Source organism: Prosthecobacter sp., from assembly GCF_046154365.1.
GTDB lineage: Bacteria > Verrucomicrobiota > Verrucomicrobiia > Verrucomicrobiales > Verrucomicrobiaceae > Prosthecobacter.
The window spans coordinates 1-13852 of record NZ_JBJXFV010000127.1 but is presented as its reverse complement, the minus strand read 5'-3'; the positions used below and the strand labels follow the sequence as shown (position 1 = coordinate 13852).

Sequence of the window (13852 nt, the reverse complement as noted above, 5' to 3'; positions counted from 1 at the left end):
CCAAACGTCGCAACCCCAGGGCTTGCTCGTTCCTCGCCGCCCTGGGCTGATTCCTTCGGCCCTTTGGGCCGGAATGCGGCTCAAAATCACACTAGCGGCCCGATTCCGCTTCTGCCAGCATGCCCACATGCGCTCCGCTTTCGTCCTCCTCCTCGTTCTCGTGCTCGTCCTCGATCAATCAGCGTCCTTTGCCGCCGAACCTGAGTTCCCGCTCACGGCCGACTCCCAACCGCAGCCCAACGTGCCGAAAGGCACAATGCTCAAGGACACCTACACCGCGAAGGAAGGCGGCGTCTTCCCCGGCACCGAGCGCGAATACCAGATCTACCTGCCCGCCGGTTTCGACAAAACGCAGCCCGCCGCCTTCATGGCCTTCCAGGACGGCGTCATCTATCAGGCTCCCGTCGTCTTCGACAATCTCATCGCGAAGAAAGACATCCCACCGCTCGTCGGCATCTTCATCAAGCCCGGCGTCGTCCCCGCCGCCAATGACAACGCCCTGCCGCGTTTCAACCGCAGCTACGAGTACGACAGCATCACGCCCACCTACTCGCAGTTCCTCATCGACGAGTTCCTGCCCGCCATCGAGACGAAGCACGGCCTCAAACTCAGCACCGATCCCAATCACGCCGCCATCTCCGGCAACAGCAGCGGCGGCATCTGCGCCTTCATGGCCGCGTGGCATCGCCCCGACCGCTTCCGCCGCATCTTCACTGGCGTGGGCACCTACGTCGGGATTCACGGGGCCGATCAACTGCCCGTCCTCGTCCGCAAATTCGAGCCCAAGCCCCTCCGCGTCTTCCTCCAAAGCGGCACCGGCGACAACAACCTCTACTGCGGCGACTGGTGGATGGCCAACCAGATGATGGAGCGCAGCCTCACCTGGGCCGGCTACGACGTGAACCACGCCTGGGGCGAAGGCGGCCACAATCAAAAGCACGCCTCTCAAATCTTCCCCGAAGTCCTCCGCTGGCTCTGGCGCGACTGGCAGACGAACATCGAGATCAAAGCGAACCCGAAGAGCGAGTCGAAGTGGAAGGGGTATGAAGTAGTGGGAGATGGAGAGTGGAAAAGAGTCTTGCACGAACCCACGAACTCCGATCTTGGCTCCACTCCGCTCACCGATGAGATGGCGTCCGTTGCAGATGGCTCGGTGTATATCCACAAGACCTCGCCAGAGGAGGATGTGGTTCTATTTGTTCGGCTGGACATTTCAGGAGGAAAACAGGAGATCAAAGTCCACACCAAAGGTGGGATCGCCGGCTTTAAAGCAGGTCCAAATGGCTGTTTGCGTCTCTTTTTCAATACAGCGCATCCGAGCAAGTTTGCGAGGATCGTGGATGTCACCCAAAGCGGAAGTGTGGAACGAGAAATGACCTTTGGAGACAAGGGCAACAAATACGATTCGCCCTACTCTCGCCATGGGAGCATGTGCTGCGACAGTTTAGGCCGATTCTATTTCGCTGGAGGTAATGATGCTCTGATCGGCAGGGTCGATCTCGATGGGAGTTACCACTACCTTCATGGTGAGAAGCTTCAGTCCGAAGTGCTGGGTTCATCGGGTGGGTTGATCTGCCTCTCGCCCGATCAAAGCTTGCTCTATGTCACAGGTTACAACAATCGGATCGATTGCGTTCAGCTTCGTTCCGAGCCGCCGTTGTTCCACCATGCGCAGCACTTTTACCTCACCGAAAATCCTTACGGGCTGACTTTCCCTGTGGAGACCCATGCAATGTGCGTGGACACCAACGGCTGGCTCTACGTCGCCACCTCGGTCGGCATCCAGGTCTGCGACCAAGCCGGGCGCGTGAATTTCATCATCCAGACACCGAAGCCTGCACTCGACATCTGTTTCGGCGGCAAAGACCTTAGCGAGCTATTCATCGCCTGCGGCGACACTATCTACAAACGCCCCACGAAGGCCAAAGGCGTCGTCAGCGGCCAGCAGCCCCCCATCAAGCCTGCGCCGCCGAAGCTGTAGGAGCGCGAGTTTTTAACTCGCCACTGGTGCAGTTGGAGTCGCATAGATTCCGCCAAAATCTGGGTCGATCTCCTGCGCGGCAGCGTTCTGGAGTGCTCCAGCCCTCTGGAGCTTTTCGCAGGCCGATGGACGCTCGAAAGCGCCGGAGGACCGGCGCACTCCAGGACGCTGCCGCGACTTTTTGCAGCAGCCCGGCGTCTTCATAGTGTCTCCAGACGTGCGACGCGGCACCCGCCTGCATCGCTGAGCGAAGCACTGCGGGCAGGGGAATGTCAGGCGAGTAGAATACTCGCGCTCCCGCCTTGCCACTCGACAGGAAAGCCAGGCGAGTAGAATACTCGCGCTCCCATGAACCATCTCCGCACCCTCCTGCAACGTCGTATCGATCTCATCGCCGATCATGCGTTCCGGGATCGCGATGCGGCGGCGCATCTGGAGGCGCTCAAAAACATCTCGGAGGAGATCATGGCCGAGCATCAGCGGCTGCGTGCGCAACTGCCGCCACGGCTGAATCATTTCCTCACTCAGGCCAGTTTCTCGAAGGCGCTGGAATATCTCGATAGCTCGGAAGACTCAACGCGTTGAAGTCGGACCATGAACCGACTCCTGGCCCTGCTTTGCCTCTCATTCGTCACCGTCGCCGCCACCGCAGCCGACAAACCGAACATCATCTTCATCCTGTGCGATGACCTCGGCACCGGTGATGTGAAATGCCTCAATCCCGAGGGCAAGATCGCCACGCCGCACATGGATCGCCTCGCCAAGGAAGGCATGACCTTCACCGACGCGCATTCGGGTTCCAGCGTCTGCACGCCGACGCGTTACGGCGTGATGACCGGCCGCTACGCCTGGCGCACGAAGCTGCAAAGCGGTGTGCTTGGTGGCCTGAGTCCGCGTTTGATCGAGCAGGGCCGCCTGACCGTGGCGAACATGCTCAAGGCGCAGGGTTACTCGACGCATTGCATCGGCAAATGGCACCTGGGCATGGACTGGCAACGCACCGGCGAAGTCAGCGCACTGAACATCGAAACACCGGAGCAGGTGAAGAACGTCGATTATGCGAAACCGATCACCAACGGACCCACCAGTGTCGGCTTTGACACCTACTTCGGCATCAGCGCCTCGCTGGACATGGTGCCGTATTGCTTCATCGAGAACGATCATGTGCAGGCGAATCCCACTGAGACGATGAAACTGGAGATGAATGCGGCAGGAGACCGCAAATCCTTCACCCGCGAAGGCCCCGGTTCTCCCGGTTTTCGTGGCGAGGACGTGCTGCCCACACTCACGCAGCGTGCGACGAAGCTCATTCAAGGGAAGGCCGCTGCCGCGAAGAAAGGCGAGCCGTTCTTCCTCTACCTGCCGCTCAATTCACCGCACACGCCGATCCTGCCGAGCGAGAAATGGGTGGGGAAGAGCGGCATCAGCCTCTACGCCGATTTCGTCATGCAAACCGACGACACCATCGGCCAGATCATGCGTGCCACGGAAGAAAATGGCATCGCCAAGGACACGCTCATCATCGTCACCAGCGACAACGGCTGCTCGCCGAGCGCCGACTATCCCAAGCTCGCCACCTTCGGTCACAACCCGAGCGCGATCTACCGTGGCCACAAGGCCGACATCTTTGATGGCGGTCATCGCGTGCCATTCATTGCGCGCTGGCCGGCGAAGGTCAAAGCCGATCAAAAATCCGCCCAACTCGTCTGCCTCACCGATTTCACCGCCACCGCTGCTGAGATCACCGGCACCAAGCTTCCTGACAATGCCGCTGAAGACAGTTTCAGCTTTCTTCCAGCGCTGCTCGGTGAGTCCAGCGAGGCCACCCGTCAGAGCGTGATCCATCATTCGATCAATGGCAGCTTCGCGTTGCGTGAAGGCGCGTGGAAACTCGAACTCTGCGCCGGTTCCGGCGGCTGGAGCGACCCACGGCCCGGCAGCCCCGGCGAGAAAGGCTTGCCCAACACGCAGCTCTACAACTTGGAGAGCGACATCGCCGAGAAGACGAACGTACAGGACAAAAACCCTGAGATTGTCGCCAAGATGACCGTCCAGCTCGAAAAAATCGTGGCCGATGGTCGCAGCAGGCCCGGTGCCGTGCAGCAGAACGCTGTCGAGGTTGTCCTGCGCAAACCGACGCCTGCGGCAAAGCCGAAGAAGAAGGCGAAATGAGCAGCGCATGCTGGCGGTAATTCGCTATCTGCCCCTCACCCAGCCTCTCCCCGAAGTGAATGGTTGAGTCAAAGTTGCCTGGGACGGGGAGAGGGGAATGGTTTTGAGCGCCTCGACAGCGTCTCCCTCTCCCCGCCTTCTGTTGCGGATGCTTGCTGACCATCTTCGGGGAGAGGGCTGGGGTGAGGGGCTGCCAAAGATTCGCGTTGCCTGAATTCATCGGCCCTCCTCCGTCTGTTGCCCCGCGAAATCACAAACTTTCTTCGTGCGTTCCAAAACACGCCCGCTAACCTCGCCGCCTCGCTTCCCAAACCAAGCAAACACCATGAGCAACTCCGCACCCAAACTTCACAATGCAATGTGGCCCGGCCTCGTCGGCAAAGGCGATGGCGAAGGCCAGGAACCCCCGATCAGCCTTGAGCGCATGCTCGACCTCTCCGCCGCTGCCAGCGTGAACGGCCAGAAGTTCGATGGCATCGACTACTTCCTGTTTCATCCGCACACCAATCCCGAAGCGAGCGACGACGATTTGAAAAAAATCGCCGATCTCATCGCCAGCAAAGGCTTCAGCGTCGGCTCCCTCGTGGCACCGGTGTGGCCCGGCACCGTCGGTGATTCCGCCATGGGCGACGATGCGCAGCAGGAGAAATTCCTCAGCGCCGTGAAAATGGCCTGCCGCATTGCCAAAATCTTCAACGCGCACGGCGTCCGCAAATATGGCGTCATCCGTATCGACTCCGCCGAGTTCGGCGTGGCCAAATGGCGTGAGAATTCGAAGGCTGGCACCGCTCGCATCGTGGACACCTTCAAGAAGGCCGCCCAAATCGCCGCCGATAGCGGTGAGCGTCTCGCCGCCGAAGGCGAAATCTGCTGGGCTGGCATGCATTCCTGGAAAGACATGCTCGATGTCCTCGAGGGCGTCGGCATGCCCAACGCGCTCGGCTTCCAGGCCGACCTCGCCCACACCTACCTCTACACCCTTGGTTACAACGCTCCTGAGCATGCCCTCCTCAAAGAAGGCTACAGCGACGCCGAGTTCTGGGCCGCCTATGAGAAGATGACCGACGCGCTGCGCCCCTGGACCATCGACTTCCACGTCGCGCAGAACGACGGCACCGTTCACGGCGCAGGTTCGCACGACAAGACCGGCAAGCATTGCCGCGCTGACGATCCGAACGGCAAGCTCGACATCACCAAAGCCTCCGGCTACTGGCTCAAAGACGCCGCCGCTCGTGGCATGAAGCACATCTGCTGGGATGGCTGCATGTTCCCGAACGCCGTGCTCGAAACACCCGGCACCTGGAACAACATCCTCGCCGCGATGATCAAGGTGCGCGACGCGCACGGCTGGTAAAGTAGCCATCACCGCTCCGCGTGATGAGCACCACGCATTCGCAACGCCGCAGAGATTTCAACCTCTGCGGCGTTTTTTGCGGCCAAGTTTGCAGAGGCTTCTATTGAAGCGATCAGCGATGCTCAATCACATCGCTGCTCTTGAAGCGGACTTTTGGCAGTGAAGCATAGCGATCATCGGTGCTACGGTAGCCGGCAGGGCAGAGGACGGCGGTGGTGAGGCCCTGGGCTTCGAGGCCGAGGATCTCATCGTATTTTTCGGCAACGAAGCCTTCCATGGGGCAGGTGTCGATGCCGAACAGTGCGCAGGAGGCCATGAACTGGCCGAGAGCAATGTAGGCCTGCATCTTGGCCCAAGTGGTGATGTATTGGCTGCGCTCACCGGTGATGACATCGCCAATGAGCATCTTGCGGAAGCCGACGAGTGCATCCGGCGTGCCGCCGCGCACTTCAGCAATGCGCATGAGATTGGCGTCGATGTCGGCCTCGGTCATGGTGCGTTTGGTGGTCATGACGACGAGATGCGAGCAGTCGGCGACCTGGCGCTGACGCCAGGAATGCGGGACGAGCTGCTCTCGCAACTCCTTGTCCTGAATGATGAGGAACTTCCACGGCTGCAGACCGTAGCTGGACGGCGTGAGCACGAGGGACTCTTCGAGCGCGGCCCAGGTGTCAGCAGGGATTTTCTGCGTGGAGTCGAAGACTTTGGTGGCGTAGCGCCAGTTGAGTGCGGTGAGGAGTTCGGAGGGAGTCATGATGGCCGGAAGGAACGAAGCAGTGGTGAGCGAATGCTGGCACAGCAAGGCTGGATTCAGCCTATTTTTCCCCTCAATCGCATTACCGCCAGGAGGGAATGGGGATGCGGGGCGGGCCGTGAGTGAGGAAAAACTTACAATTCTTCTTGGTGCGGATATTGCATCATGGCCCATGACTGGCTTATTATTAAGCCGTTCGACTCTCACGCATCGTGCATGCTCTCTATTACATCGCCAGAGGTCAGAAAACATTGGGGCCCTGCTCCAAGGATGATTTGCGCAATTTTCTCGCGTATGGCTCGATCAAGGAAAGCGATCTGGTGAAGCGCGAGCACGAGGAGCAGTGGCGGCCGGTGTCCACGCTGCTGGAACTGCATGCGGAAGGGCAGATTTCCGCCGACGGCCTTACTGCGCGCCCTTCACGTCGGCGCGTGGCACGCTATCGCGACTACAACCGAGTGCCCTACAGCCAGCGTGGCGGTGCGGTGCTGCGGCGCATGATTTTAGGCTTCCTGTTTGTGCCGCCGCTGTTGTGGTGGGCGGCGGTGTCGCTGTATTCGGATCACATCTTTCGTCAGAAGAAGGATGAAAATGGTTACCTCATGGTCTGGGGCCGCTGGGTGGAGGTGCTGGTGACGCTGCTGATCATCGTCAACGCCTTCGCGTGGTGGATGGCGGTCACCTATGCCGCATGGATTCTCGGACCCGGCCTGCATGAACTGATGAAGGGCATGGGCGAGGCCGTGGATGTGATCAAAGGCATGTTCAATGACATGAGCACGAAGTAACGCTGACGTTTGAGCAGGCAGCGCAAAAAAATCGCCCGACAGCGGAAACTGCCGGGCGATGTGGTGAAGCGGATGAATCGCAGCCGCTTTGATTTAGAGCTTGTCGGCGCTGTAGTCCCAGCTTTCGCGATAAGCGGCACGCTTGATGAGCTTGTTGGCGTCAGCGTTGTCGGATTCCTGCTTGGCGCTGTCCCAGTTGATGACTTTGCCGGGCGTGGCGATGGCGAGATTGCCGAGGAGACAGAATTTCGTCAGCGGCACGGAGTAGTCGAAGTTGCTGCCGCAAATTTTGTTTTGTTCGATGGCGCGGACGAGTTCGAGCTGCGGTTCGCCTTCGGCGATGGAGGGTTCGAGCTTCAAAACGGGAGACTTGCCGCCGAGGAACTCGGTCATCTTCGCACCAGGGATGAGGCGTGGGCTGCTGCAGTAATCGTCGGTGTTGAGGATCACACCGGCATCGCCGCGCAGGAGGAAGCCGCCTTTGATCTTGTCCCAGTCACGATCGGCTTCGAGTTCGGCCGGACGCTCGGGTTTGCGGCTGCCTTCATACCAGTGGAGTTTGATCTCGCCGTACTTCTCGGTTTTGAAGTAACAGACGACGTGGGAGGACTTCGGCCAGCTTGCGTCGGTGAGTTCGTCGCACTCGGCTTCCATCTTGTAGGGTTCGCCAAGACCGCAGGCCCAGAAGGGACCGTCGAGCAGATGGCAGCCCATGTCACCCATGGCACCTGCACCGTATTCGCGATGACCACGCCAGGCGAAGGGATGCAGGCCGTTGGTGAACGGAACTTGAGGGCAGGCGGCGAGCCAGGCTTCCCAGTTCAACAAGTCCTCGTTGGTATCAACCGAGGTTTCTTTGCCGTCCGGGCCTTTGGATTTCGCTTTGAGCTTTGGCACTGAGCCAGGCGTGTATTTGGCCACGGCTTCGTTGCCTTGGGGCCAGATAGGGCGGTTGGTCCAGACGTGGATTTCTTTGACGTTGCCGACGATGCCTTCGCTGACCCACTGCTTGAGGAAGCGGATGCCTTTGCCGGTGTGGCCCTGGTTGCCCATGTTGGTCTTCACACCTTTTTTCTTGGCGGCTTCGTGAAGTTGATTGGCTTCCCAGATGCGGTTTACCAGCGGCTTCTGCACGCAGACGTGCTTGCCGCGTTTGATCGCCTCCATCGCCGCAGGGTAATGCGCGTGGTCGGGCGTGGAAACCGTACACATATCGATCTTGTCACCCATGGTCTCGAACATCTCGCGGAAGCTCTCGAACATTTTCGCATCGGGATACTTCACCTGCGCCTGCTTGAGGCGTTCGCGATCCACGTCGCAGATGGCGACGACATTAGCACCCTTGGCGGCGATGCCGATGTCCGAGGCGCCCTTGCCGCCCGCACCGCCGATGCCGGCGACGTTCAGCTTTTTGACGCCACCTTCTTGGCCGATGAGCAAGTTGGGAAGAAAAATGCCGCCAGCGGTGGCAGCGGTGTTACGGAGGAACGTACGGCGGTTGGGGAAGATCGAGGGCTTCATGATGTTTGGATTGGGTCGCAAGGATAGCGGAGAGGAGTGGAAATACGCAATGGGAATGTCGCCTTCAGGCAAAAACGCATGGCTGGCATGAATGCCCTGTGTGACGTGGCACCACATCCGGCTGCATGGCGGTCATCGAATCAGCAACGACTGAAAAAATCCACCCTCACGCTTGCAACCATGGCGGGCACCTCTATTCTTCGCGCCCGCCACCCACTGCCTCATGGTGTAATGGTAACACAGCAGATTCTGAATCTGTTATTCAAGGTTCGAATCCTTGTGAGGCAACCACTCTCGCGACGATCAAGAGTGTAAACGGTCCTCGCCATCTGCTTTAAGGCGGTGATGCCGTTACAGGCAGCCACCGCCGACAACCACCGAGACTTTTTACACCTTGGATGATTGAGCCGCGAGGATCGCGGAATCCAGACGTGCCAGACGGTGAACGCTGGAGGCTGTTTCGATGCCTTCGAGCGCGCGATACGTCTTGCCGATCTTCTGCACGAGTCCGCAGTTGGTCAGCTTGAGAATTTTTTCATACGAGCGCAGGCGGAGCATTTCCTCGCCACCGCTGACGGCGTTTTTGAGCTTCAGTCTTTCAAACACCTTCGTGAAGAGGGCTTTGAACTCGTAGGTCTCGCCGCCGGCAAGGACGTTCACCAACTCATCGGTGACGTGGTCAACTACCCGGCGGGAGAAAGGCGCTTTTTTCGTGACTGTTTTTGTGATGACCATCGTCCCCTCTACCACACGGAATGCAGGTTGTCTCAGAAACCATCATCAAATGTGACGATTCATGCGCAAACTGACCACTTTTGAGGCGAGCAGGACGTCTTTGGCCCGCCGGGTGAGTCGCTTAAAAGCGAATTCAGCTTTAAGCGCGGCGGACTGGCTCTGCTGCGGCCAGGACCGCAGCAGTTTCACCGGACCACGACCACGCGTGTAGCGCGCACCTTTACCCGCATTGTGCTGGGCGATGCGTCGCTCCAGATCATTCGTAATGCCACAGTAGAGCGTGCCGTCTTTGCAGCGCAGCACATAGAGGCACCATTTTTTGGCGGGTTTGGCTTTGGCGGCGGGCTTTTTCTTCTTCGGCACCGTTTAGATTAGACCGTGATGCTGAAAATCAAAACAACTCGCTGATGGTCGAGCCTTCCGTCAACGCGACCGGCCTTCCATCCGCCGATTGATAGCTGATCTCGCGGTGATCATAGCCGAGCGCCGAGTAGATGCTGGCGTGGATGTCGGCGGGCGTGATGGGGCGATCTTTGGGATAAGCGCCGGTGGCATCGGAACTGCCGATGACTTGCCCGCCGCGCACACCACCACCAGCCAACAGAACGCTGTAGCAGCCGGGCCAGTGATCGCGACCAGTGTCGGTGTTGATCTTCGGGGAGCGGCCAAATTCGCCCATCCAAACGACGAGCGTGCTTTCCAGCAGTCCGCGTTCTTCGAGATCGTCGAGCAGCGCCGCATACGCCTGCTCCATCGGCGGTACGAGACGATTCTTGAGGCTGTTGAAGTTGTCCTTGTGCGTATCCCAAGTGATGCTCGGTCCATTGACGGTGGTGACAAAACGCGTGCCGGCTTCGATCAAGCGCCGTGCCAGGAGATGCGACTGCCCCCAACTATGCCGGCCGTAGCGTTCGCGTACTTTGTCAGGCTCTTGGGACAGATCGAAGGCCTCGGCGGCCTTGCCGGATTGCAGCAACGTGGTGGCTTGTTGGTTAAAGATGTCGAGTTCGGCGACTTGTGGCGATGCGACGGGCTTGGAAGCCGCACCGAGTTGATTCAGCAAGGCAAGCCGTTGCTGGAAGCGGTCGGGCGTGAGGCTGGTGTCGAGCGCCATGTTGCGTACGCGGAAGGCGGCGGCGTTCGGATCGTCATCGAGGACGAAGGGATCGAAACGCTTGCCCAGACAGCCGCCGAACTGGCCGGGTGTGAGATAGACCTTGCTGTCGCAATGCGGAAACGGCGTGATGACATACGGCGGCACGCCTTTGCTAAAACCATCCCGCTGCGCCAGCCAGCCGCAGAGTGTGCCCACACCGGGCAGATCCGTCGGACTCGGCGTAATGAGCGTGCTGTCCACGCGATACGGGCGTCCCGTCGTGGCCCAGCACATACCGCCATTGTGGCTGCTGTGGCCGTGATGCACCGAGCGGATCAGCGCGAGCTTGTCCATGCGCTTCGCCATCTGCGGCAGTAGTTCGGAGATGTGGATGCCGGTGACATTCGTTTTGATCGTGCCAAACTGCCCGCGGATGTCCTGCGGTGCGTCCGGTTTGGGATCCCACAGGTCGATGTGGCTCGGCGCACCGCCATTGAAGATGAGGATCACCGACTTCGCCTTGCCGAGGCCGATGCCGTTCGGTCGTGATGGCGATGCAAGCGCTCCGAGCTGATTCAACCCGAAACCCAGCATGCCCATGCCTCCTGCATGGAGAATGTTGCGCCGTGAAATGCGCATCTGTGGTATTGAAGTGCTCACGCTGTGCAAACACTACGAGTGTGGGCCGGTGATCTTGCGAGCACAGCAAAGTAGGTCAGTTGCGCTGCAACTGATTCCCTGAAACTCCAGTTGCGGCGCAATCGGACTACTTTCACGCCCGCCACTTCAAGCTCACCGTCACGCCATTCCACGCATGATCCGCCTGATGCGTGTGCGTGGTAAAACTGCCGCCACTCTCACCGAGTTTCGCCATCGTCCAGCCGGTGGTGGAGGTCTTTTTATCGGCAACGTAGCCGACGGCAGGTGTGTTCAGGATGTGGATGCCCTCGTGCGCGAAGAAGTCGCGATGATGGATGTGGCCGTGGATGTAGGCTTTCACCTGCGGACGTTCCGCCAGCATCTGCCACAGCGCTTCGGAGTCCTCCAGACCACCGGGGAAGTGCTTCGGATCGCCGCCGAGACGTGGATTATGATGCGCGATGATGAGCGCGGGCTTGTCGGCGTTTGCATCGAGGGCCTTGGCCAGCCAGTCGCGTTGTGCCGCGCCCAAATCGCCGGGCGCGCTCATGGTCTGCTTCAAGGAGTCGAGCAGGTAGAGATTCACGACCTTCAACTTCACGATGCCCACATGGCGGGACTCTGCGGCTGTCTGCTGCGCCTTATCGCTTGCCAGCACTTCATAGAACACCTCGCGCGCATCATGATTGCCCATCGTGAGATGCAGCGTCACGCCCGCCTCACGCAGCGGAGCGATCAATTTGGCAAAATGCTCATAGTCACCACGCTGGCCGTCTCTCAAGGCCAGATCGCCGTTGATGATGACCGCCGTTGGCCGTTGCGGCAGCGCCAGCAGCCACGCCACTGTGTTGCGCAAATTTGTCGGGATCGAAGCACTGGGCGGATGCTGCGCGCCGACGTGCGTGTCATTCAGGATCGCGATCAAACTCTCATCCACCTCCGTCGCAGAGGCTTCCGCGCTCGACCAAGCCGCCGCAGCTCCGAGCTGCGTGAGGAACTGACGGCGTGAGGTGAGATGAAGCGGCATGGCTTGCTATACGCGCTGTTTCACACTCGTATTGCTCTCATGGACCGCCGCGATTTCATCAAGACCACCAGTGCTGCCGCCGCTTTGACGGGAGCGCGGACACTTTTGTCCGCATCTTCAGCCCAGCGGCAGCCCGATCTCATCAAAGTCGAGAACGCCAGGCCCGGTGCCAGCTTCCAGCTCACGCGCATGATGCCGGACAATGCGAAGTCTTGCCGCACCTCGATGATCGAGGGCTACTGCTCGCGCCAGTCCGTCAAGGCCGGCGAAAAGCTCGACATCTTCGTCAGCACACGGCCTGCATCGAAATTCATCATCGACCTCTTCCGCATGGGCTATTACGACGGCGCAGGCTCGCGTTTGATGACCACACTCGGCCCATTCACCGGGAAAGATCAGCCCGTGCCTGAGATGGGCGACAATCGATTGCGCGAATGCCAGTGGGAAGTCTCGACGACGCTCACCATCCCCGCCGGCTGGCCCAGTGGCGTGTATTTGGGGCGATTGACCACGGTTCCGCCTGAAGGCGGGACTCCGAAGCCTTACTGGCAGAGCTACATCATCTTCATCGTCAAAGACGATCGCCCTGCTGACATCCTGTTCCAGTGCAGCGACAACACCTGGCAGGCCTACAACCAGTGGCCGGTGAAGGAATCGCTCTACACCGATCCCCGCGCCGCGCATGCGCCGGGTGTCAGCGTGAGCTTCGACCGGCCTTACGGCAAGTATGTGCAGATCTTCGACAACCCGCTCAGCATGGGCAGCGGCGAGTTCCTGCTGTGGGAGTTTCCGCTGTGCTACTGGCTGGAGAAGGAAGGCTATGACGTGACCTACTGCTCCAACGTCGATAACCTCGATTCAGCCAATCTCGCCCGTGTCAAAACGATGATCAGCATCGGCCACGACGAGTATTGGGATCTGCGCCAGTATCAAAACGTGAAACAGGCCATCGCCGATGGTCTCAGTGTCCTCTGGCTCTCCGCCAACGACGTTTACATGGTCACCCCCTTCACGCCAAACGCCAAAGGCGATGCCAACCGCCGCCTCACACGCGAAACCTGCTATGGCGAGTTCCGCGAAGAAGAAAAAGCGGCCTATTCCAAGGTTCTCGGCCCCTTTGAAAATCCTGGGCCCGACGAGCGCGACATCATCGGCGCCCGCACCATCGTCCCCTTCAACGGCGGCGGCGACTGGACCTGCGCGAAGCCCGATCACTGGCTCTTTGAAGGCACCGGCATGAAACAAGGCGACAGCATCCCCGGCCTCGTTGGCTGGGAATTCCACGGTGATCCCGATACCGCCCGCGAAGGCCTCGAAGTCATCGCCGCAGGCAATGTCTGGTCCGGCGGCAGCCGCCTCGGGAAATACGCCGCCACCGTGTTCGAAGGCCCGAAGCAGAACATCGTCTTCAACGCCACCACCATCTTCTGGAGCCAAGGTCTGAGCGATCCCCCCGGCCACATGATCCCTTGGAGCCACTACTCACGCCCCCACGGGCCGGATGAACGCGTGCAGCGGATCACGAGGAATGCGCTGAAGCGGGCGATTGGCTGAGCTGATACGTTTATGGGCTTGTCACGTTCAACCGGATGCGTTCAACCGGATGAATCCGCGCTCGTTCCCAGGGTTTGCGCATGGAAAATATCAAAGCGCAAAAAGATGGTTCTTCGGGGTTTCCCGTGTGATTAAAGGGTCGGTTTGAGGTCGAGTTTGCCGCAGAAGAAGAGGATGCGGGCGCGATAGCTTGCAAAGCTGCGGAAGCCTCGCGCTGCGGCCTTGAGTTGT

At 59.6% G+C, this 13852-nt stretch carries 12 protein-coding genes and 1 tRNA gene; 7 read left to right on the top strand and 6 right to left on the bottom strand.

The annotated features are described in order from the left end of the window. Positions 1-127 precede the first annotated feature (127 nt). From ACKVY0_RS16515 to ACKVY0_RS16500, 4 genes are all read left to right on the top strand, one after another. On the top strand, positions 128-1981 hold the full coding sequence (locus ACKVY0_RS16515) for an alpha/beta hydrolase-fold protein (protein WP_409215926.1): 1854 nt from the start codon (positions 128-130) through the stop codon (positions 1979-1981). A gap of 348 nt (positions 1982-2329) precedes the next feature. Further along, positions 2330-2566 (top strand): hypothetical protein, encoded by a 237-nt coding sequence (locus ACKVY0_RS16510; RefSeq protein WP_409215925.1) that lies wholly within the window; start codon positions 2330-2332, stop codon positions 2564-2566. 9 nt (positions 2567-2575) lie between these two features. Continuing rightward, positions 2576-4153: a sulfatase family protein gene (locus ACKVY0_RS16505; RefSeq protein WP_409215924.1), complete on the top strand. Its 1578-nt coding sequence runs from the start codon at positions 2576-2578 to the stop codon at positions 4151-4153. A gap of 325 nt (positions 4154-4478) precedes the next feature. After that, positions 4479-5507: a sugar phosphate isomerase/epimerase family protein gene (locus ACKVY0_RS16500; RefSeq protein ID WP_409215923.1), complete on the top strand. Its 1029-nt coding sequence runs from the start codon at positions 4479-4481 to the stop codon at positions 5505-5507. A gap of 112 nt (positions 5508-5619) precedes the next feature. Here ACKVY0_RS16500 and ACKVY0_RS16495 read toward each other — a convergent pair whose 3' ends face one another. Beyond that, positions 5620-6261: an NAD(P)H-dependent oxidoreductase gene (locus ACKVY0_RS16495; RefSeq protein WP_409215922.1), complete on the bottom strand. Its 642-nt coding sequence runs from the start codon at positions 6259-6261 to the stop codon at positions 5620-5622. A gap of 212 nt (positions 6262-6473) precedes the next feature. Here ACKVY0_RS16495 and ACKVY0_RS16490 point away from each other — a divergent pair, with 212 nt between their 5' ends. Next, entirely contained in the window at positions 6474-7049 is a 576-nt protein-coding gene (locus tag ACKVY0_RS16490) for a DUF4339 domain-containing protein (protein ID WP_409215921.1), read from the top strand. A 93-nt stretch (positions 7050-7142) separates the two neighbouring features. Here the strand turns inward: ACKVY0_RS16490 and ACKVY0_RS16485 are convergent, their stop codons facing one another. Further along, a complete protein-coding gene (locus tag ACKVY0_RS16485; RefSeq protein WP_409215920.1) occupies positions 7143-8570 on the bottom strand; it encodes a Gfo/Idh/MocA family protein in 1428 nt (475 codons plus the stop codon). Between the two features lie 217 nt (positions 8571-8787). Here ACKVY0_RS16485 and ACKVY0_RS16480 point away from each other — a divergent pair. Continuing rightward, a tRNA-Gln gene (locus ACKVY0_RS16480) sits at positions 8788-8861 on the top strand. Positions 8862-8957: 96 nt separating this feature from the next. Here ACKVY0_RS16480 and ACKVY0_RS16475 read toward each other — a convergent pair. The 4 genes from ACKVY0_RS16475 to ACKVY0_RS16460 all read right to left on the bottom strand — a co-directional run bounded on the left by ACKVY0_RS16475 (position 8958) and on the right by ACKVY0_RS16460 (position 12067). After that, positions 8958-9230 (bottom strand): hypothetical protein, encoded by a 273-nt coding sequence (locus tag ACKVY0_RS16475; RefSeq protein ID WP_409215919.1) that lies wholly within the window; start codon positions 9228-9230, stop codon positions 8958-8960. A 120-nt stretch (positions 9231-9350) separates the two neighbouring features. Next, on the bottom strand, positions 9351-9668 hold the full coding sequence (locus tag ACKVY0_RS16470; protein ID WP_409215918.1) for a GIY-YIG nuclease family protein: 318 nt from the start codon (positions 9666-9668) through the stop codon (positions 9351-9353). A gap of 28 nt (positions 9669-9696) precedes the next feature. Then, on the bottom strand, positions 9697-11040 hold the full coding sequence (locus ACKVY0_RS16465; RefSeq protein ID WP_409215917.1) for a DUF1501 domain-containing protein: 1344 nt from the start codon (positions 11038-11040) through the stop codon (positions 9697-9699). 133 nt (positions 11041-11173) lie between these two features. Further along, positions 11174-12067 (bottom strand): metallophosphoesterase family protein, encoded by an 894-nt coding sequence (locus ACKVY0_RS16460; protein ID WP_409215916.1) that lies wholly within the window; start codon positions 12065-12067, stop codon positions 11174-11176. A 39-nt stretch (positions 12068-12106) separates the two neighbouring features. Between ACKVY0_RS16460 and ACKVY0_RS16455 the strand changes: the two genes are divergently transcribed. After that, a complete protein-coding gene (locus tag ACKVY0_RS16455; RefSeq protein WP_409215915.1) occupies positions 12107-13621 on the top strand; it encodes a N,N-dimethylformamidase beta subunit family domain-containing protein in 1515 nt (504 codons plus the stop codon). Positions 13622-13852 lie beyond the last annotated feature (231 nt).